The following is a 20,164-nucleotide window of genomic DNA, read 5'->3' on the forward strand; positions in this document are numbered from 1 at the left end:
CCCAATCGCTCGCGAAAGGGCGCAGCTTCAATCAGACGTAGTCCTTGTACTTGTCCAGGTAGCGCACCGGCTTGGACAGCGCGTCGCGGCGGAACGGATCGCCGAGTTCACGCGTGCACAGGACCTCGATGATCGTGGTCTTGCCGTGGTTCATCTGCAGGTCGATGGCGCGCTTGAGTGCCGGGCCCACGTCCTCCAGGCGATCCACCACGATCCCTTCCGCGCCCATCGCCTTGGCGATTTCGGCGAAGCTCTGGTTGTCGAGTTCGCCCGCGACGAAGCGGCGGTTGTAGAAGTCCACCTGGTTCTTCTTCTCCGCGCCCCACTGGCGGTTGTGGAAGACCACGGCCGTCACCGGGATGTTGTGGCGCACGCAGGTCATGGTTTCCATCAGGCTCATGCCCCAGGCGCCATCACCGGCGTACGAGACCGCCGGACGGTGCGGTGCCGCCACCTTGGCGCCGATGATGGTCGGGAACGCGTAGCCGCAGTTGCCCCAGCTCATCGCCGCGAAGAAGCTGCGTGGCTTCTCGAAGCGCAGGTAGCTGTTGGCGACCGAGTTGATGTTGCCGATGTCGGTGGACACCATCACGTCCGCCGGCATGGCCTTTTCCAGCTCGCGCAGGACCTGGCGCGGGTGCAGGTAGGTGCCGCCGTTGAAGGTGCGCTCGTTCTTCTGCTCTTCGATCATGTCCAGGCTGTACGGGTCGCGCTCATGCGTCCACTCGTCCAGTTCCTTTTCCCATGCGGCCTTCTCGCTGGCGATTTCCGTGGCGCGGGCGTCGCGGCTGCTGTCGCAGGCGAGCGTGCGGCCGGCCAGGCGCTGCGTGAGCGCGATGGCGGCGGCCTTGGCGTCGCCGCAGATGCCCACCGAGATCTTCTTCACCAGGCCCAGCATCTTGTGGTCGGCGTCGATCTGGATGATCTTGGCGTTCTTCGGCCAGTAGTCCATGCCGTGCTGCGGCAGCGTGCCGAACGGTCCCAGGCGCGAGCCCAGCGCGATCACCACGTCGGCGCGCGAGATCAGCTTCATGGCAGCCTTCGAGCCCTGGTAGCCCAGCGGGCCGCACCACAGCGGGTGGCTGGCGGGGAAGGAGTCGTTGTGCAGGTAGCTGTTGACCACCGGCGCGCCCAGGCGCTCGGCCAGTGCCTTGCATTCCTCGATCGCATCGGCCATCACCACGCCGCCGCCCGAGATGATCACCGGGAACTTGGCCTGGGCCAGCAGTTCGGCGGCTTCATTCAGGCTTTGCTCGCCGCCGGGGCCGCGATCGAGGTTCTGCGGCTTCGGAATCTCGGCGGTGATCTTGCCGTAGAAGTGATCGCGCGGAATGTTCAGCTGCGTCGGGCCCATCTCGGCCTTGGCGCGGTCAAAGCAGCGCGCCGTGAACTCGGCCATGCGGGCCGGGTTGGTGACGTGGCCCTGGTACTTGGTGAACTCCTGGAACATCGGCAGCTGGTTGGCCTCCTGGAACCCACCCAGGCCAATGCCCATGGTGCCGGCTTCGGGCGTGACGATCACGACCGGGCTGTGCGCCCAGTAGGCAGCGGCAATCGACGTCACACAGTTCGAGATGCCCGGCCCGTTCTGGCCGATCACCACACCGTGGCGACCCGACACACGTGCAAAACCGTCGGCCATGTGGCCCGCACCCTGTTCATGCACCACAGGGATCAGGCGGATGCCGGCAGGAGCAAAGATGTCCATGGCATCCATGAAGGCGGAGCCCATGATGCCGAACATGTCGGTCACGCCATTGGCGACCATGGTTTCCACGAACGCTTCGGACGGCGTCATGGTCTGGGGGCCGGCCGGCACCTGGGTCTCGGTGGCCGAGCCACCAGAAACGGCGGGGTGCGAGGTCGTGTCGAGGTCGCGCATGGGTGTCTCCTGTGTGACGTAATAAAGTGGAACTATTCGTTCCGGAAAATTTGTTGTTGGGGGGAATGTAGGCGGAAGACGGCCCTTGGTCAATAGAAAGTTTTATTTTGTGGAATGTTTAGAGCAAAAAAACGAGACAAACTCGTTTAAAAGTGCGTCTTGAGCATCAAAAGGGCGGTTTTACAAGACTCCTGCCGTGCGAAAAACCCGGCATGCAACCCACCGCGTGCAACGGCCAACGAACAATCGGGGACCCGAATCAGGAGATGTCTGGACAAAGCCCGTTCCCCCCCTGCGTTCCTATATACTTTCAGTGTGCTAACAAACTGGTGAGTGATATGCCTCCAAGAACAAAGCGCGGTGCGGCCGTGGATGACAGTGCGGTGCCGGCGCTCGAGGCGGAAAGTGACCCTGCCAAGGACCTGCTATGGGCGCGGCCGGGCTTCCTGGTGCGGCGCCTGCATCAGATTCATGTCGCGATGTTCTTCGAGGAGTGCAAGTCGCCCAACATCACGCCGGTCCAGTACGCGATCCTGACGGTGTTGTCGGTGCTGCCCGGCCTGGACCAGACCTCGCTGGGCCAGGAAGTGGGACTGGACCGCACCACCACGGCGGACGTGGTGCGGCGGCTGGAGGAGCGCGGCCTGGTGGAGCGCCGGGACAATCCGGCGGACCGCCGCACGCGGCACGTCTACCTGACCAAGGAAGGCAAGAGCGTGGTGACCGCGCTGCGTGCCGACATGGCGCGCGCGCAGGAGCGCATGCTGGCGCCGTTGAAGCCGGCGCAGCGTGAAGTGTTCATGGAACTGCTGGCCACGCTGGTGGAAGCGAACAACCAGTACAGCCGTACGGTGTTGCGCAGTATGTAAGCGCAATGGCGACGAAGGTTGCAATAGCTCGATAAGGCGTGCGCAAGGCCCGCCTTGAAACTGCCGGCCAAATCAAAAGCTGCGAATGTTGTCTCCTCTCTCCCATTTATGGGACAGGGGAGACAACAGGCTGGCAACTTTCCGCCGTCTCAGACCGGATAAACCAGGTCGTTCGCGATGATCGTCGTGTCGTAGATCACCTGGCGTTCACGTAGCAGCAACCGGCCGCCCGAACGCTGGAAGCGATCGCGGTAGGTGCCGGCCATATGCATGGTGGTCGGACCCTCCACCAGCGTCTGCAGCAGCAGGAAGTTGGCCTGCGCGACGATGCCGCCATCTGCGGCTTCATCGATCACGCGCGTGTTGGTCACCAGGTGCAGGTTATAGCGCGGCGCGAACATCTGCGTGTTGGCAATGGCCGCGGCGCGGTCGCGCATCATGCCGATGCCCTCGGCATACACGAGTCCCACCGGCAGGTTCAGTTCGGCATTCTCGCGCGCGGTGATGCGGTAGAGCGCGTCGTCGGTAAAAAACTGCGGCCACTGCTCGACCAGGCCGGCATCGAGGATCGCGCAGTATTCCGCGTGGAAGTTCTCGATCTCCAGGCGCAGTTCGATGGCGCGCGCGGTGCCCAGCGTGCTTTCGCGATAGACGGCGTAGTGCATCGGTTTCATCGTTCAGAACCCCATCACGTTGCGGTAGTACTGGTACATGGCACGGATCGCCGATTCCGAGATCAGCGAGTTCGACGTGCCTACATGGTTGGCATCGAGCTTGAGCACGTTGACGTCGGTGGTCGAGCGGCGCACGCCTTCCTGCACGAACTTCATGGCCTCGTTGTCCTCCAGGCCGAGGAAGCCGGCCGGCCCCATCAGGTTGCCCTGGCGCAGGCGGTGCTGGGTCATTTCCTCGGTGTCGTCCTCGTAGCCGAACATGGTCCAAAGCATCAGCATGCTGTCCGGGCCGTTGGGGACGATATGGCGCACGCCCAGCGTATTCATCTCACGCTGCACGATCAGGTTCGGCCAGATGGTCTGCATGGTGACCGACCACGGCGAGTCGAATTCCTTCACGTACTCCAGGAAGCGCTCATCCTCCAGGCGCATGCCTTCGTGGTACGAGCGCATTTCCTTCTTGTTCTCGTCGCTGACGGCCGCGTACTTGTCTTCCTTCTTGGCCGATGCCATGGTGCCGTGGCGGCCATGCACGGGGTCGGCGACCATGGCCGATTCGTTGCCGGCCACCAGCAGGCCGAACACCACCAGGAACGAGTGCAGCAGCGTGGCGTGGTACGGGTCCTTCAGGTTCTCGTGGTACATCTTCCAGTTGCACGGCAGCTCGTTCTTGTAATAGCCGAGCACCTTGAGCGGCTTGCCGTTGAACACCACGTCGAAGTCCTTGAGGATCTCCGACGTCATGTATGCCTCGAGGCTTTCCATGTCGTTCGCGTACGAGGCGAAGATCACGCCGTTGCGCGTGGCCACGTTCAGCTTCACCAGTCCGTGGTCTTCGTTGCGGAAGTCCTTCGGCATGCCGCCCGCGCGGTTCACGCCGCGCTTGAACGGCACGCCCTGCAGGTTGCCCTTGAGGTCATAGGACCACTGGTGATAGGGACAGACGAACTCCTTGGTATTGCCCTGGCTGTGGCGGCAGAATTCCGCGCCGCGATGCGCGCAGCGATTTTCGAAGACGTTGATCGAACCGTCTTCCGCGCGCGAAACCACCACGGGCGTCGCGCCGACATAGGAGCGCTTGAAGTCGCCCGCGTTCGGGATCTCCGCTTCCAGCGCCACATAGTTCCACGAACGGCCGCGGAAGATCTTGTCGAGTTCCAGGTCGTAGACGGACTGGTTCGTGTACACCCAGTCCGGGATGAAATGCAGGCCGTCTTCGGGCCAGCGGCAGTCGGCCAGGCCGGTGTCCTTGCGTCCCAGCTTGTGCTGGATCACCGCTTGTGTCTGGTACATGGGTGTTCCTTTCAGAGTGTGGTGAGGCTGGCGGTCCGGCCTGACGCTTCCGACTGCACATCGCGCACGAGCCGGCGCAGGGGCAGGGCGGTGTCGCACAGGCGGGCCAGGTGTGCTTCGACGGGCAGGCCGAACAGCGCGCGCAACTGGCGCAGATCGCCGCCCGCATTGACGGCGATCGCGTGGCGCAGGTGGCCGTCCAGCGTGCCGAGCAGCATGAATCTCGGGCTTGCCGCGTCGCCGGGCGGGCGTTCCCGCCACGCATAGCGGATGCCGGCATGGGCGGCGCCAAGTATCTGCACGTTGCAGCCGAACTGGTCGGTCCAGAACCACGGCGTGGCCGCGGGCGCGGCCTCCAGGCCGAGCATGGATGTCGCGGCAATGCGAGCCTGTTCATTGGCCGATTGCCACGATTCCAAACGCATCTCGGTGCCGAACAGCGGCTGGAACTGGCTCGCGCAATCCCCGGCGGCGTAGAGGTTCGGGGCGCTGGTGCGGCCCTGTTCGTCGATCCGGATGCCGCCATTTCCCGGGTGCAGCGCAAGCCCGGCGCTCGCGGCGAGTTCGGTGTTCGGGGTCAGGCCGATGGCGACCACGAGCACCGGTACCTGCCAGGCGGTGCCGTCGGCCAGCCGCACCCGCACGCCTTGCGACTGCGGTTCGATTGCCGCGATCCGGCAGCCGAGCCTCAGGTCCACGCCGCGCGCGCGGATGCGCTGCGCCAGCCAGTCCCCAAGCTCCGCAGGGGCGGCGCGGCCGAGCAGTGTGTCGGCGCTTTCCAGCACCGTGACCTTGAGGCCGAGATCCACTGCTGTAGAAGCCGTTTCCAGTCCCAGGAAGCCACCGCCGATCACCAGGATCTCGTCGGCGCGCTGCATGGCCTCGCGCAGGGCACCCGCGTCGTCCAGCGTGCGCAGGTAGTGCACATGGGGCGTGCCGGGTGGCAGCGCCGGCAGCGTGCGTGCGCTGCCACCCGTGGCGAGCAGGCAGGCGCCGAAATGGATCTCGCTGCCGTCCGCGCAGGCGGCGACGCTGCGCGCGGGGTCGATCGCGGTCACCGTGGTGCCAAGGCGCAGGTCGATCTCGCGTTCCGCGTAGAAGCTCGCGGGATGCACGCCGATCTGGCCTTGCTGGCTGGCATCGGCCAGCACCGCCTTGGAAAGCGGCGGACGCTCGTACGGCGCGTGCCGTTCGCCGCCGACCATGACGATGCGATCAGCGTGCCCCAGCTTGCGCAGCTCGGCCGCGGCCATTGCGCCGGCCTGGCCGGCACCGACGATCAGGATGGGCGCTTGCTGTGCCATGCCCGGCTCCGTCACAGCTCGACCCAGACCCGGCTGTCTTCGAACTTGACCGGGTAGGTGCGGATGTCAGTGGCGGCCGGCGCGCACATGGCCTTGCCGGTGCGGATGTCGAAGCGGGCCTGGTGCAGCGGGCATTCGATGCAGCCGTCTTCCAGGTAGCCGTCGGACAGCAGCGCGTACTGGTGCGTGCAGACGTTGTCGGTGACGAAGTATTCGCCGTCGCTGCGGTAGACGGCCAGCTGGCGCTCGCCCAGCGTGAGCGGCATCACTTCATCGTTCTGCAGCGTGCCGGCGTCGTTGATTTCAATCCATGCCATGAAGCTCTCCGTTGCTGATCTGTCAGTACACTGACTATAACAGTCAGTGTACTGATGTTTCTTGCACGAACTATCCTCGTTAACCCTGTCCGGAACCGGCGGCGCCGGTGCGGGCCGCGCCAGTGGCCGTGGCGACGGGCCGCGACACGGGGCGAACCCGCCAGCGCGCCTCGATCTCGCCCATGATGCCGCGCCGGAACGTGAGCACGCAGACCACGAAGATGAGTCCGGTGACCATGCTGACGGACTCGCCGAGCGCGTCGAACCAGGAGATGCCCGTCAGCGCGGCCAGGGCCGTGCCGGCATCACCGAGCTTGTTCTCCAGCGCGACGATGACGACGGCGCCAAGGATCGGCCCGGACAGCGTGCCCATGCCGCCCACCAGCGTCATCAGGATCACCGAGCCCGACATCATCCAGTGCACATCGGTCAGCGTGGCAAAGCCGAGCACGAGCGTCTTGAGCGCGCCGGCCAGCCCCGCGAGCGCGGAGGAGAGCACGAAGGCCAGCAGCTTGAAGCGGTCGGCGTCATAGCCGAGCGAGACCGCGCGCGGCTCGTTCTCCTTGATGGCGCGCAGGATCTGCCCGAACGGCGAGTTGACGATGCGCATGATGCCCAGGAACGCCGCCGCGGTGATGGCCAGCACCAGGTAGTACATGGTCATGTCGGGTTCCAGCGAGACCAGGCCGAAGAGGCTGCCGCGCGGTACCGCCTGAAGGCCGTCCTCGCCGCCGGTGACCGGTGCCTGCAGGCAGAAGAAGTAGAACATCTGCGCGAGCGCCAGCGTAATCATGGCGAAGTAGATACCCTGCCTGCGGATCGCCAGCGCGCCAAAGGCCAAGCCCAGCAGCGCGCCGAATGCCGTGCCGAACAGCAGGCCGACTTCCGGTGTGACGTGCAGCGACTTCATCGCATAGCCGCACGCATAGGCCGCGCCGCCAAAGAACGCGGCATGGCCGAACGACAGCAGGCCGGTGAAGCCGAGCAACAGGTTGAAGGCGCAGGCGAACAGCGCGAAGCACAGCAGCTTCATCACCAGCACCGGATAGGCGCCCAGGAACGGGGCGGCCGCCAGGACCGCCAGCAGCAGCCCGTAAGCGAACGTAGCGCGGTTGTCGCGTGCCGTCATCATGCTTCCTTTCCAAAGAGACCGGCCGGGCGTACCAGCAGCACGCAGACCATGGCCACGAACACAACCGTGGCCGACGCCTCGGGGTAGAACACCTTGGTCATGCCCTCGAACACGCCCAGGCCCAGGCCGGTGAAGATCGATCCGAGGATCGAACCCATGCCGCCGATCACCACCACCGCAAAGACCGTGATGATGAGGTTCTGGCCCATCAGCGGCGACACCTGCATCACCGGCGCCGCTAGCACGCCAGCCAATGCCGCAAGGCCCACGCCGAACGCGTAGGTCAGCGTCACCAGCAGCGGCACGTTGATGCCGAACGCCTCGACCATGCGCGGGTTTTCGGTGCCGGCCCGAAGGTAGGCGCCAAGCCGCGTCTTCTCGATCACGTACCAGGTGGCAAAGCAGACGCCCAGCGACGCCACCACCACCCAGGCGCGGTAGTTGGGCAGCACCATGAAACCAAGTCCGGTCACGCCGGTGAGTGCTTCCGGCGTCGGATAGGGCAGACCGGAGACCCCATAGGCCGATCGCAGCAGGCCTTCCAGCAGCAGGCAGATGCCAAGCGTCAGCAGCAGCCCGTAAAGATGGTCGAAGCGGTACAGGTGGCGCAGCATCGTGCGTTCGAGCACCACGCCGATGGCGCCGGTTACCAGCGGCGCCAGCAGCAGCATCAGCCAGTAGTTGATGCCCAGGTAGTTCAGCCCCATCCAGGCCAGCACCGCGCCAAGCATGAACAGTGCGCCGTGGGCAAAGTTGATCACGTTGAGCAGGCCGAAGATCACGGCCAGCCCGAGACTCAGGATCGCGTAGAACGACCCGTTCACCAGCCCCAGCAGGAGCTGGCTGAGCAGCGCCGGCAGGGGTACTCCGAACAATTCCATTGGAAACTCTCCTTACACGCCGAGCAGTGCGTTGAGCGTCGGCATCTTGTGTTCCAGTTCCGAAGATTCAAATGCCTCGACGACGGCGCCATGCTCCATGACGTAGAAGCGGTCGGCCAGCGGCGCGGCGAAGCGGAAGTTCTGCTCCACCATGACGACGGTGTAGCCGCGCCGGCGCAGCATCGTGATCATCTTCGCGAGCTTCTGCACGATCACCGGCGCCAGCCCTTCCGAGATCTCGTCGAGCAGCAGCACGCTGGCGCCGGTGCGCAGGATGCGCGCCACCGCCAGCATCTGCTGTTCCCCGCCCGACATGCGCGTGCCCTGGCTTTTGCGGCGTTCGAGCAGGTTGGGGAACATCTCGTAGATCTCGGCGACCGTCATCGGCTCGCGCAGGCCCACGGCGCCGGGGGCGCGCGGGAACTCGGGCGGCAGCAGCAGGTTCTCCTCGCATGACAGGCTCGAAAAGATCGCGCGCTCTTCCGGACAATAGCCCAGGCCGAGCGGCGCGATGCGGTGCGTTTTCATGGCGATGGTTTCCTGGCCATGCACGCGCACCGAGCCCTTGCGCTGGCCCACCAGGCCCATGATCGCGCGCAGCGTGGTGGTGCGCCCGGCGCCGTTGCGGCCGAGCAGCGTGACGACCTCGCCGGGGTTCACCGTCAGGTTCACGCCATGCAGGATGTGCGATTCGCCATACCACGCGTGCAAGTCGCGGATTTCCAGTGCGGGGGTAGTGGCCTGGGTCATGCGGCCTCCGCGCTGGCGTGGAGGTCAGCGGCCTCGTCTGTGGTCCCCATATAGGCTTCCTTCACTTGCGGATCGTTCGAGACTTCGTCGTAGCTGCCTTCGGCCAGGATCGCGCCGCGCTGGAGCACGGTGATGCGGTCGACGATCGACGACACCACGCTCATGTTGTGCTCGACCATCAGCACGGTGCGCCCGGCCGAGACACGCTTGATCAGCGCAGTGACTGTCTCCACGTCCTCATGGCCCATGCCCTGGGTGGGCTCGTCCAGCAGCATCAGCTCCGGGTCCATCGCCAGCGTGGTCGCGATCTCCAGCGCGCGCTTGCGGCCGTAGGCCAGCTCGGCGGTCGGCAGGTGCGCAAAGCTTGCCAGGCCGACCGCATCGAGCAGTTCCATGGCGCGGCTATCCAGCTTCGACAGGGACTGCCTGCCCCGCCAGAAGTGGTAGGCGGTGCCAAGCTTGCGCTGCAGCGCCACGCGCACGTTTTCCAGCACGCTCAGCTGCGGAAACACCGCCGAGATCTGGAACGACCGGATCACGCCCATGCGGGCGACGTGCGCGGGCCGCAGGGCGGTGATGTCGGTGCCGTTGAAGTGAATGGAGCCGGACGACGGCGCGTGGAACTTCGTCAGCAGGTTGAAGCACGTGGTCTTGCCCGCGCCGTTCGGGCCGATCAGCGCATGGATCGACCCGCGGCGCACACGCAGGCTGACATCGTTCACGGCCGTGAAGCCCTTGAAACTCTTGGTCAGGCCGCGGGTCTGCAGGATGACGTCAGTGTCTGGCATCGGCACGCTCACTTCTTCACCAGCGCGCACTCGCTCGCCGACAGCGGGCGGAATGCCTCGTCGCCAGGAATGGTGCCCAGGTACTTGACCAGGTCCCACGGCCCCTTGGATTCGGCAGGCGTCTTGGCCTGGGCCAGGTACATGTCGTGCACCATGCGGCCATCGGCGCGTACCTTGCCGTTGTGTACGAAGGCGTCGTTGACGGGCAGGGCGCGCATCTTGTCTGCCACGGCGGGGCCGTCGACGGTCTTGGCGGCTTCGACGGCCTTCAGGTAATGCAGTACGCCCGAGTAGACGCCGATCTGGCCGTGCGTCGGGTAGGCCTTGTGGCGCTTGTAGTAGCGCTCGACGAAGTCCTTCGACTTCGCGTCCAGGTCCAGGCGGAACGGGTCGACGTAGGTCAGGCCCTGCGCGGTGTTCAGGCCCAGGCTCTTGATGTCGGTGATGAAGGTGGACGGCGTGATCACGGTCTGTCCGGCCTTGACCAGGCCGAACTCGCCGGCGGCCTTGACGCCGTTGATCATGTCATTGCCCGCATTGGCCAGCACCACGACCTTGGCCTTGGAGGCCGACGCCGCAACCACCGGGCTGCTGAAATCGCTCGCGTTGAGCGGGTGCCTGGTGCTGCCCACGTTCTTGCCGCCGCTGACGTCGACGGCCTTGCGGAAATCGGCTTCCAGCGACTGGCCGAAGGCGTAGTCCACGGTGATGTAGTACCAGCTGTTGCGGCCCTGGTCGATCATGCGCTTGACCAGCGGATACGACACGGAATACGTGTCCCACGCCCAGTGGAAGCCCGTGGGCGAGCAGTTCTGGTTGGTCAGCGCCATCGCGCCGCCGGTCGAGACGATGTCGATCTTCTGCTTCTGCTTCGCGACTTCCTGCACAGCCAGGGCCGTCGACGAGTTGGGGAAATCGATCACCATGTCCACGCCGTCGGTGTCGAACCAGCGACGCGCCAGCGACGAGGCGATATCCGCCTTGTTCTGGTGGTCGGCCGACAACACCGTGACCGGCTTGCCGAGCGCCTTGCCGCCGAACTCTTCCACGGCCATCTGCGCGGCAAGCACCGAGCCCTTGCCTGAGAGGTCGGCGTACGAGCCGGACATATCGGTGATGACGCCGATCTTCACGCCATTGGCATCCGCCCAGGCGGGCGCGGCGGCGGCAAGGCCCAGCAGGGCCGACGACAGGGCAAGGGTGCGGAGGGTGCGAGGTTTGGACATGGGGGCTCCCGGTTGTCTTCGCGGATCGTTGGTTGGATTGCGATGGTTGTAGCTGCAGCGCTCCGGCCTCATCGCCGTACCGGGGCGCTTCGTCATGAATTCAGTATGCTGAAGATGGGGCGGTAAAGAGGGCGGATCACTCCGCCCTTCGCTATGCTTGCGCGGTTCAGGCCGACAGGTCGCGTCCGCGCGTCTCCGGCACGAACAGCATGCCGATCACGACGGCCACGCCGGCGATGATCACCGGGTACCAGAGCCCGTAGTAGACGTCGCCGCTCGACACGTTCATCGCGGTGACGACGAAGGACAGCATGCCGCCGACCCAGCCGGCGCCTAGGTGGAAGGGCAGCGACAGCGAGGTGTAGCGCACCCGGGCGGGGAACAGTTCCACCATGAACGCCGCCATCGGCCCATACACCATCGCCAGGAACAGGATAGGCACGAGCAGCAGCAGGAACAGCATGGGCAGGTTGATCCGCGCGGGGTCGGCACGCTCCGGCCAGCCCGCGGTGACCAGCGCCCGCTTGATGGCGTCGCGGTCGAAGCCCTGCAGCGTTTGCGAGCCGATGCGCACTACGGCTTGCGCCGCATCGGCGGCCGGCACGAAGGTGTAGCCCACGCCAAGATCGGTCAGGTAGCCGCGGATCTTGTCGCAGTCGGACACCGGGTCACCGAACAGGCGGGCCTTGCAGTTGCCCGCCGCCACTTCGATGGTTCCCTGCTGCTGGAAATGCTCAAGTGCGGGGTTGGCGTAATGCGTCAGGCCCTTGAAGATGGGCTGGATGGTCAGCGCCGCCAGCAGGCAGGCCGCCATCATGATGTACTTGCGGCCGATGCGGTCCGACAGCCAGCCGAAGAACAGGTAGCAAGGCGTAGCGACGACAAGCGCGATGGCGATCAGCATATGCACGGTTTCGATCGGCACGTGCAGCGTCTTGTTGACGAAGAACATGGTGTAGAAATGGCCCGTGCCGAAGATCGCGCCAAGACCCGCCGCCACGACGAAAAGCAGCAGCACGGACTTGAGGTTGTGCCATTGCGTGAAGCTCTCGCGGATCGGCGCCTTCGAGGTCGCGTTGCTGGCCTTCATGCGCGCGAACACCGGCGACTCGTGCAGCTTGCCGCGGATATACACCGAGATCACCAGCATCACGAACGACACGATGAACGGGATGCGCCAGCCCCAGGCGCGGAATTCCGCCTCGGTCAGGAAGGTCTTGAGCAGGTACACGACCAGCAGCGAAGACAGCAGCCCGAGGGTCGCCGTGGTCTGCAGCGAACTGGTGTACAGGCCGCGCTTGTGCACCGGCGAATGCTCGGCCACGTACGTCACCGCGCCGCCGACTTCGCCGCCGAGCGCCAGACCCTGCAGCAGGCGCAGCAGCACCAGCAGCACGGTGGCGGCAATGCCGATCTGCTCGTACGTGGGCAGCACGCCAACACCGACGGTGGCAATCCCCATCAGCAGGATGGTGACCAGGAAGGTGTACTTGCGGCCGATGATGTCGCCGAGCCGTCCGAACAGCAGCGCGCCGACGGGCCGGATCAGGAAGCCCGCGCCGAACGTCGCCAGGCTGGCGAGGAAGGCGGCGGTTTCATTGCCCTTGGGAAAGAACAGTGCGCCGAAGTAGACCGCCAGGGCGGCGTAGATATAAAAGTCGTACCACTCCATCAGCGCGCCGAAGGAGGAGGCAAGGATGACCTTGCGCTCCTCCGCGGTCATGCCGGAAGCGGGGGCGCGCGCTTCATCGCGGGTCAGGCTCATCGTCATGGCGGGGGTCCTATGGTGAAGCCGGTTGTCTCAATTGTCTTTTTTCTTCCCGGGTGCAGTCGGCGCGATTTCGGGGCTCTGATGGCCCCTTGCCATGCCGCTACGCCTGTTACCGGTGCATCAGTCAGTATGCTGATGAGAAGCGCAGTATGCTGAGCAAAATGCGGGCCAGACCACGGAAGCCGGAATGCCTGCAATGCCTGTTATTAAGTAGCTGGCTAATATTGTCAGCATACTGAGCATGTGGGGCAGTGTACTGAGCGTGTTGGGCCATCGTTATAGGTGTTAACCCTCCGGAAGCCGTCTGGACTTTTGGAATTTCGCTGACTAGAATCCGCAATTAGTCAGTGTACTGAGCAAATCGCATCGCACCTTCGTGCACGAACGCTACTGCTGCGCTGCAACCCGTCATCAGGAGCCCCCACAGCATGACAAGAGTGAAGAAGATCGCCCTGGAAGAGCATTTCATGACGCCAGGGTTCCAGGCTTATTCCAAGGCATTCACGCAATATATCGACCCGGCGGTGTTCGCCGACCTGGGTCGCCGCCTTGCCGATTTCGACGAGCTCCGGCTCGCGGAGATGGATCGCGCGGGTATCGATATCACGGTGCTTTCGCAGACCGGTCCCGGCGTGCAGGGCGAAGCTGATCCCGAATTGGCCGTGGCGCGTGCGCAGCGGAGCAACGACTTCCTGGCCGAACAGATCGCGCGCCATCCGACGCGCTTCGCCGGCTTTGCGGCACTGCCCATGCACGATCCCGAACAGGCGGGCAGGGAACTGGAACGCGCCGTGCGCGAACTCGGCTTCAAGGGTTCGCTTGTGAACGGCCACACGCACGGCCGCTACTACGACGATCCCGCGTACGACGCGTTTTGGGAGCGGATGCAATCGCTCGACGTGCCGCTGTACCTGCACCCGACCGACGCCTACGTGAAGCCGCAGGTGCTGGCCGGACATCCGGAACTGGACGGCGCCGCGTGGGGCTGGGGCGTGGAAACGGCATCGCACGCGCTGCGTCTGCTGTTCGGCGGCGTATTCGACCGCTTCCCGCGGCTGAAGATCATCCTTGGCCATATGGGCGAAGGGTTGCCGTTCCAGCGCTGGCGCTTCGACAGCCGCTTCGCGGTGTACTCGCACGGAGTACGCCTCGCGCGCGCACCGTCGGAATACATCGGCAGCAATATCGTGATCACCACGTCGGGCGTGTGCTCGCCCGGCGCGCTGTCCGGCGCGATTGCCGAAATGGGGCCCGAGGCCGTGATGTTCTCGGTCGACTATCCCTATGAATCGACGGAGGTCGCCGCGAAGTTCATCGAGGAAGCGCCGCTCGACGACGCGACGCGCGCGCTGGTCTGCCACGGCAACGCTCAACGCCTTCTCAAGCTGTAATCGCTGCAATTGCACCACGCAAGGACACCCATGCAAAAAGTCTTTCGCATCGGCCAGATCGTGCCGAGCTCCAACACCACGATGGAAACCGAGATCCCGGCCATGCTGAGCGCACGGCAGCAGATCCGCCCCGAACGGTTCACCTTCCATTCGAGCCGCATGCGCATGAAGAAGGTGGTCAAGGAAGAACTGGCCGCGATGGATGCCGAATCCGACCGCTGCGCCGTGGAGCTTTCCGATGCACGCGTGGACGTGCTCGGCTATGCCTGCCTGGTCGCGATCATGGCGATGGGCCACGGTTACCACCGCAAGTCGGAGCAGCGCCTGAAGGCCCACACCGTCGAGAACGGCGGCGATGCGCCGGTGATCACGAGCGCCGGTGCGCTGGTCGATGCACTGAAGGTAATCGGCGCGAAGCGCATCGCGGTGGTCGCGCCGTACATGAAGCCGCTGACCGAGCTGGTGGTTGATTACATCCGCAACGAGGGCTACGAAGTCGTCGACTACCGCGCGCTGGAAATTCCCGACAACCTCGAAGTGGGCCGCCACGACCCGGCGAAGCTTCCGGCCATCGTCGCGCAGATGAACATTGCCGATGTCGATGCCATCGTGCTGTCCGCCTGCGTGCAGATGCCGTCGCTGCCGGCGGTAGCGAAGGTCGAGGCGATGACCGGCAAGCCGGTGATCACGGCGGCCATCGCCACCACCTACGCGATGCTGCGCGCACTCGACCTGGAGCCGGTCGTGCCGGGCGCGGGCGCGCTGCTGTCCGGCGCCTACTGAGGGCCGCGCCATGAGCACTTTCCTCTATGGCGGCAACGTCCAGGCCAACGGCATCCGGCTGCACTACCTGCGCTACGGCGGCAACGATGGCGAAAGGGCATCGCGCGATTCCGTGATCATCGTGCCAGGCATCACGAGCCCGGCCATCACTTGGGGCTTTGTCGGCGAGCAGTTCGGCCAGCGCTTCGATACTTATGTGCTGGATGTGCGCGGCCGTGGCTTGTCGGAAGCGAGCGACACGCTGGACTACAGCCTCGACGCGCAAGCTGCCGACGTGATCGCGTTTGCGCAGGCACTGGGTCTGCAGCGCTATGCCATCGTTGGCCATTCGATGGGCGGACGCATCGGCGTTCGCGCTGCGCGCCAGCACCCGGCGGGCCTGACGCGCCTGGTGATGGTCGATCCGCCGGTCTCAGGCCCCGGCCGCCGCGCTTATCCCGCGCAACTGCCCTGGTACATCGATTCCATCCGCCTCGCGCGCGCTGGCATCGACGCCGAGGGCATGCGCCGTTTCTGCCAGACATGGACCGACGAACAACTGCGCCTGCGCGCCGAATGGCTGCACACCTGCGACGAGCGCGCGATCCTCGCGAGCTTCAACGGCTTCCATGAAGACGATATCCACGCCGACCTGCCGCACGTGTCGGTGCCGACGCTGCTGATGCGCGCGGGCCGCGGCGACGTGGTGCGCGATGAGGACGAGCAGGAAATCCGCACGCTGCTGCCGGGCCTGCTGGTGAGCCACGTTGCCGATGCCGGCCACATGATCCCGTGGGACGACGAGGCCGGTTTCTATCGCGCCTTCGGCGATTTCATCGGTGCGCGGCTGCCGCTATGAACGCCTGTCACCAACCCCGTCACGCAAGGAGCCGACATGCCCGTCAGTGACCACCAAATGATTGATGCCTGGACCCAGGTGCTCAAGCTCTCAAAGCTCGAACGAGGGCAGACGGTGACCATCCTCACCAGTGCCGCCACGCATCCGCAGACCCTCTCGACTGCGCTGATCGCCACGCAAGCGATGGGTGCGATCGTGAACCGGCTGGACCTGCCGCCCGTCAACGGCGAAAAAGCGCTGAGCCGGGACGCGCTGGCCTATCTCGGCACCACGCCGCTGACCGGCAACCGCGCCGCCATCTCGGCGCTGAAGGCGAGCGATCTTGTGCTCGACCTGATGACGCTGCTGTTCTCGCCCGAGCAGCATGACATCCTGAGCGGCGGGACGAAGATCCTCTTGGCCGTGGAGCCGCCCGAAGTGCTGGCGCGCATGGTCCCGACCGAAGCCGACCGCGAACGCGTCAAGGCGGCTACCGAGCGGCTGGGCCGCGCAAAGGAAATGCACGTGGTTTCGGCTGCTGGCACCGACCTGCGCTGCCCGCTGGGCGAGTTTCCGGCCATCAGCGAATATGGCTTCGTCGACGAGCCGGGGCGCTGGGACCACTGGCCCAGCGGCTTCGTGCTGACCTGGCCGAACGAGGGCGGCGCGAGCGGCACCATTGTGCTGGACCGCGGCGATATCCTGCTGCCGCAGAAGGCCTACGTCACCGAGCCCGTCACGCTTACGGTCGAGAACGGCTTTGCCACGCGCATCGAAGGCGGCCTGCATGCGGAACTGCTGAGCGAATACATGGCCTCCTTCAAAGACCCGGAAGCCTATGCGATTTCGCACGTCGGCTGGGGCCTGCAGCCGCGCGCGCACTGGTCGACGCTGGGCCTGTACGACCGCGAAGCGACCATCGGCATGGATGCGCGCGCGTTCGAGGGCAACTTCCTGTTCTCGCTCGGCCCGAACAACGAGGCCGGCGGGCAGCGCACCACCACCTGCCATATCGATATCCCGCTGCGCCGCTGCACCGTGCGGCTCGACGGCGTGGACATGGTGAACAAGGGCAAGGTCATGGATGGATTCCAGTATCCGAAGGAGTAGCAGCCCATGCACAAGGAAATCGGCGCGTACCAGCGCCAGGGTTTCGGCAACCAGCTTGAACTGGCACCGCCGTTTGGCCTGCTGATCGTCGACTTCGTCAACGGCTTCGCCGATCCGGCGGTGTTCGGCGGCGGCAATATCCGCGAAGCCATCGCCACCACGGTGCCGCTGCTCGCGGCGGCGCGCCGCGAAGGCTGGGCCATTGCGCATAGCCGCATTGTCTATGCCGACGATGGCGCGGACCACAACATCTTCTCGATGAAGGTGCCGAACATGCTGACGCTGAAGGAGCATGAGCGGAACAGTGCCATCGTGGAGGACCTGGCACCCGCGCCGGGCGAACTGGTGGTGCGCAAGACCGTGCCGTCGGCGTTCTTCGGCACCTCGCTGGCCGCATGGCTCACGCAGCGCGCGGTGAAAACGCTGGTGGTGGCAGGCGCCGTGACCAGCGGTTGCGTGCGCGCCAGCGTCGTGGATGCCATGCAGTACGGTTTCCGTCCGCTGGTGCTGTCCGATTGCGTGGGAGATCGCGCGCTCGGCCCGCATGAGGCCAACCTGTTCGACATGGAGCAGAAGTACGCCACCGTCATGCCCCGGTCGGCCGCGCTGGCCGCGATCGGTGTGCAGGAATGAGCGCAGGCATGGCGTTTGCGCCGCTTGCCATGCGGTGAAGCCGCAATTGACAGGCCGTGGCGGGGTTCTTTAGCATTTTTGCTCAGCATGCTGAGCAAGTCGGGACCCGCGGTGGGCGCATCGTCCGCCGTGGCCGCCGGCCAGAAGACAGGATATCGATGGAACCGAATCATTCGTTGGAAGGGCAGGGCCAGGGGGTGGGCGCCCGCGTGGCGCGCAAGGAAGATGCCCGGCACCTGCACGGCAAAGGCCGCTTCGTGGCGGACATCGCCATGCCGGATCTGCAAGAGGTGGCATTCCTGCGCAGCCCCGTTGCGCACGCCCGGCTGCTCGCGGTCACCAAGCCGCAGGCGCTGGCCGCCTCCGTGATCGTGCGCGAGGACATGCAGGGCGCGAAGGACATCGTCGCCGACTCGGCCTTTCCTTCATACAAGCCTTCCGCGCAGCCACCGCTGGCCAGCGGCAAGGTGCGCTTCGTCGGCGAGCCGGTAGCCATGGTCTTCGCGCCGACCCGCGCCGAGGCCGAGGACATTGCCGAACAGGTCGCGCTCGAACTGGACGAGCTGACGGCGCTGACCGAAGTCGCGCAGGCGCGCCAATTGGCAGGCGACGTCCGCGTGCATGAGCACTGGGCCGACAACACCTTCCTGACGCTGACGGCCGACAAGAACTTCGAAGCCCGACAGCGAGAGGCCACGGTCGTTGTAAGCCGCAAGATCGACCTGGCCCGCCAGTGCATGGTGCCGATGGAAGGCAAGGCCGTTCTGGCCTATTGGGACCACCAGTTCGATCAGTTGGTCGTGTACAGCGCCACGCAGGTGCCGCACATGATCCGCACCATCCTGAGCCATTGCCTCGGGCTGGAGCAGGAACGCGTGCGCGTGATCTCGCCCGATGTGGGCGGGGCGTTCGGCTACAAGTGCGTGCTGCAGCAGGAGGAGTTGTGCATCGCGTGGCTGGCCATGACGTACAAGCGGCCGTTCCGCTTTATCGAGGACCGGCGCGAGCACCTGACCGCCGGCGCCAACTCGCGCGAACACCACTACGAGCTGACCGCTTACGCCGATGCGCGTGGCAGGCTGCTGGCGCTGGACGCAAAGATCGCCATCGACGGCGGCGCCTATTCGGTGTGGCCGTTCACCATCGGCCTTGAACCGGGGCAGGCAATAGGCAACCTGCCGGGACCGTATGCGTTCGATGGCTATCGCTGCGAGACGGTCTGCGTGGCGACCAACAAGCCCGGCTTCGTGCCATACCGCGGCGTGGCCCGCACGGGTGTGTGCTTCGCAATGGAACTGCTGATGGACGCCATCGCACGCGAGGTCGGCCGCGAGCCGTGGGAAGTCCGCAGCGAGAACCTGGTGCCGCCGCAGGCCATGCCCTATGTCAACGTGACCAACAAGCACTTCGACGGCGGTGATTATCCGGCCAGCGTGCGCAAGGCGATGGAGATGATCAATGTGCCGGCGATTCGCGCGCGCCAGAAAGCGGGCCCGGAAGGTAGCCGTTATGTAGGCGTGGGTTTCGGCACCTACACCGAGCAATCGGCCCACGGCACGTCGGTGTTCGCGGCTTGGGGCACGCCGGTGATTCCTGGCTTCGACTCCGCCACCGTGCGCATCACGCCGGACGGCGGGCTGGAGGTGCGCGTCGGCGTGCATTCGCACGGGCAGGGCATGGAGACCACGTTCGCACAGATCGCGAACGAGATCCTCGGCATCGACGTCGCGCGGATCAAGGTCGTGCATGGCGATACCGGCCTGACGCCGTTCTCGACCGGCACGTATGCATCGCGTTCGCTGGTGATGTCGGGCGGTGCGGTCTCGCGCGCATGCAAGGCGCTGCTGCCGCGCCTGCTGAAGATCGGCGCGCACATGCTGGGCCAGCCGGACGAGTCCGCGCGCTTCGAGGCCGGCGTCGTGCGCGCCGGCGAAGGCAGTATCGCCGTCGACCGCATTGCCGATGCCTGGTACATCAACCCGCACCTGTTGCCGGCCGATGTCGACGCACAGGGCCTGGAAACCACCATGGGCTTCAAGCCGGCGGTCGATACGGGCAGCTTCACCTACGCCACGCATGCGGTCGCGGTGGAAGTCGATATCGATTCCGGGCACGTCGAGATCCTCGACTACGTCGTAGTCGAGGACTGCGGCACCATGATCAACCCGATGGTGGTGGAAGGGCAGACCTACGGCGGCGTGGCGCAGGGCATCGGCACGGCCATGTTCGAAGAGATGCGCTATGACGGCAATGGCCAGCCGCTCGCTTCGACGCTGGCCGACTACATGCTGCCGGGGCCGACCGAGATCCCGTCGATCCGCATCCATCATTTCGAGACGCCGTCGCCGCACACGGAGTTCGGCGCGAAGGGCATGGGCGAGGGCGGCGCCATCGCACCGCCGGCCGCCATTTTCAACGCGGTGAACGATGCACTGCGCGACTTCGGCGTCGAACTCAAGGAAACCCCGCTGACCCCAAGAAAGGTGCTGGAGGCGCTGGACGCCGCCGCGACCCAATCCCAAAGCAGGAAGGCTGCCTGACCG

At 65.3% G+C, this 20,164-nt stretch carries 18 protein-coding genes; 7 read left to right on the plus strand and 11 right to left on the minus strand.

Annotated features, from left to right (window positions below):
• Window positions 1-31: 31 nt before the first annotated feature.
• Entirely contained in the window at window positions 32-1,798 is a 1,767-nt protein-coding gene (xsc, locus tag AC3FKH_RS16370) for a sulfoacetaldehyde acetyltransferase (protein WP_488677052.1), read from the minus strand.
• A gap of 422 nt (window positions 1,799-2,220) precedes the next feature.
• On the opposite strand from xsc, the gene AC3FKH_RS16375 reads away from it, so the two are divergent.
• Window positions 2,221-2,751, plus strand: coding sequence for a MarR family winged helix-turn-helix transcriptional regulator (locus AC3FKH_RS16375; protein ID WP_488676920.1), 531 nt, complete (start codon window positions 2,221-2,223; stop codon window positions 2,749-2,751).
• A gap of 149 nt (window positions 2,752-2,900) precedes the next feature.
• Here the strand turns inward: AC3FKH_RS16375 and AC3FKH_RS16380 are convergent, their stop codons facing one another.
• The 10 genes from AC3FKH_RS16380 to AC3FKH_RS16425 form a co-directional block, all read right to left on the minus strand.
• Window positions 2,901-3,416: an aromatic-ring-hydroxylating dioxygenase subunit beta gene (locus AC3FKH_RS16380; RefSeq protein WP_488677053.1), complete on the minus strand. Its 516-nt coding sequence runs from the start codon at window positions 3,414-3,416 to the stop codon at window positions 2,901-2,903.
• 12 nt (window positions 3,417-3,428) lie between these two features.
• Window positions 3,429-4,718, minus strand: a complete 1,290-nt coding sequence (locus AC3FKH_RS16385; protein WP_488676921.1) for an aromatic ring-hydroxylating dioxygenase subunit alpha — start codon at window positions 4,716-4,718, stop codon at window positions 3,429-3,431.
• Between the two features lie 11 nt (window positions 4,719-4,729).
• Window positions 4,730-6,022 (minus strand): NAD(P)/FAD-dependent oxidoreductase, encoded by a 1,293-nt coding sequence (locus AC3FKH_RS16390; RefSeq protein WP_488676922.1) that lies wholly within the window; start codon window positions 6,020-6,022, stop codon window positions 4,730-4,732.
• Window positions 6,023-6,033: 11 nt separating this feature from the next.
• Entirely contained in the window at window positions 6,034-6,339 is a 306-nt protein-coding gene (locus AC3FKH_RS16395; RefSeq protein WP_488676923.1) for a non-heme iron oxygenase ferredoxin subunit, read from the minus strand.
• A 79-nt stretch (window positions 6,340-6,418) separates the two neighbouring features.
• Window positions 6,419-7,468, minus strand: coding sequence for a branched-chain amino acid ABC transporter permease (locus AC3FKH_RS16400; RefSeq protein ID WP_488677054.1), 1,050 nt, complete (start codon window positions 7,466-7,468; stop codon window positions 6,419-6,421).
• Window positions 7,468-8,352, minus strand: coding sequence for a branched-chain amino acid ABC transporter permease (locus AC3FKH_RS16405; RefSeq protein ID WP_488676924.1), 885 nt, complete (start codon window positions 8,350-8,352; stop codon window positions 7,468-7,470). The genes AC3FKH_RS16400 and AC3FKH_RS16405 overlap by 1 nt, the downstream gene beginning before the upstream one ends.
• A 12-nt stretch (window positions 8,353-8,364) precedes the next feature.
• The gene (locus tag AC3FKH_RS16410; RefSeq protein WP_488676925.1) at window positions 8,365-9,102 is read right to left on the minus strand and encodes an ABC transporter ATP-binding protein; all 738 of its coding nucleotides are present in this window, start codon (window positions 9,100-9,102) and stop codon (window positions 8,365-8,367) included.
• Window positions 9,099-9,890 carry an ABC transporter ATP-binding protein gene (locus tag AC3FKH_RS16415; protein ID WP_488676926.1) on the minus strand — a complete coding sequence of 264 codons (792 nt, stop codon included), beginning with the start codon at window positions 9,888-9,890 and terminating at the stop codon, window positions 9,099-9,101. Before AC3FKH_RS16415 ends, AC3FKH_RS16410 begins: the two co-directional genes overlap by 4 nt.
• 8 nt (window positions 9,891-9,898) lie before the next feature.
• Complete coding sequence (locus AC3FKH_RS16420) at window positions 9,899-11,116, minus strand: ABC transporter substrate-binding protein (protein ID WP_488676927.1); 1,218 nt, start codon at window positions 11,114-11,116, stop codon at window positions 9,899-9,901.
• Between the two features lie 166 nt (window positions 11,117-11,282).
• Complete coding sequence (locus AC3FKH_RS16425; protein ID WP_488676928.1) at window positions 11,283-12,887, minus strand: MFS transporter; 1,605 nt, start codon at window positions 12,885-12,887, stop codon at window positions 11,283-11,285.
• A gap of 428 nt (window positions 12,888-13,315) precedes the next feature.
• Here AC3FKH_RS16425 and AC3FKH_RS16430 point away from each other — a divergent pair, with 428 nt between their 5' ends.
• From AC3FKH_RS16430 to AC3FKH_RS16455, 6 genes are all read left to right on the plus strand, one after another.
• The gene (locus AC3FKH_RS16430; RefSeq protein WP_488676929.1) at window positions 13,316-14,278 is read left to right on the plus strand and encodes an amidohydrolase family protein; all 963 of its coding nucleotides are present in this window, start codon (window positions 13,316-13,318) and stop codon (window positions 14,276-14,278) included.
• 30 nt (window positions 14,279-14,308) lie between these two features.
• Entirely contained in the window at window positions 14,309-15,061 is a 753-nt protein-coding gene (locus tag AC3FKH_RS16435; protein ID WP_483710783.1) for a maleate cis-trans isomerase family protein, read from the plus strand.
• A 10-nt stretch (window positions 15,062-15,071) separates the two neighbouring features.
• Window positions 15,072-15,899 carry an alpha/beta fold hydrolase gene (locus AC3FKH_RS16440; RefSeq protein ID WP_488676930.1) on the plus strand — a complete coding sequence of 276 codons (828 nt, stop codon included), beginning with the start codon at window positions 15,072-15,074 and terminating at the stop codon, window positions 15,897-15,899.
• 36 nt (window positions 15,900-15,935) lie between these two features.
• The gene (locus tag AC3FKH_RS16445) at window positions 15,936-16,988 is read left to right on the plus strand and encodes a 2,5-dihydroxypyridine 5,6-dioxygenase NicX family protein (RefSeq protein ID WP_488676931.1); all 1,053 of its coding nucleotides are present in this window, start codon (window positions 15,936-15,938) and stop codon (window positions 16,986-16,988) included.
• Window positions 16,989-16,994: 6 nt separating this feature from the next.
• A complete protein-coding gene (locus tag AC3FKH_RS16450; RefSeq protein WP_488676932.1) occupies window positions 16,995-17,621 on the plus strand; it encodes an N-carbamoylsarcosine amidohydrolase in 627 nt (208 codons plus the stop codon).
• A 158-nt stretch (window positions 17,622-17,779) separates the two neighbouring features.
• Window positions 17,780-20,161, plus strand: coding sequence for a xanthine dehydrogenase family protein molybdopterin-binding subunit (locus AC3FKH_RS16455; RefSeq protein ID WP_488676933.1), 2,382 nt, complete (start codon window positions 17,780-17,782; stop codon window positions 20,159-20,161).
• Window positions 20,162-20,164 lie beyond the last annotated feature (3 nt).

The organism is Cupriavidus sp. 21MJTG02-4, assembly GCF_057798975.1.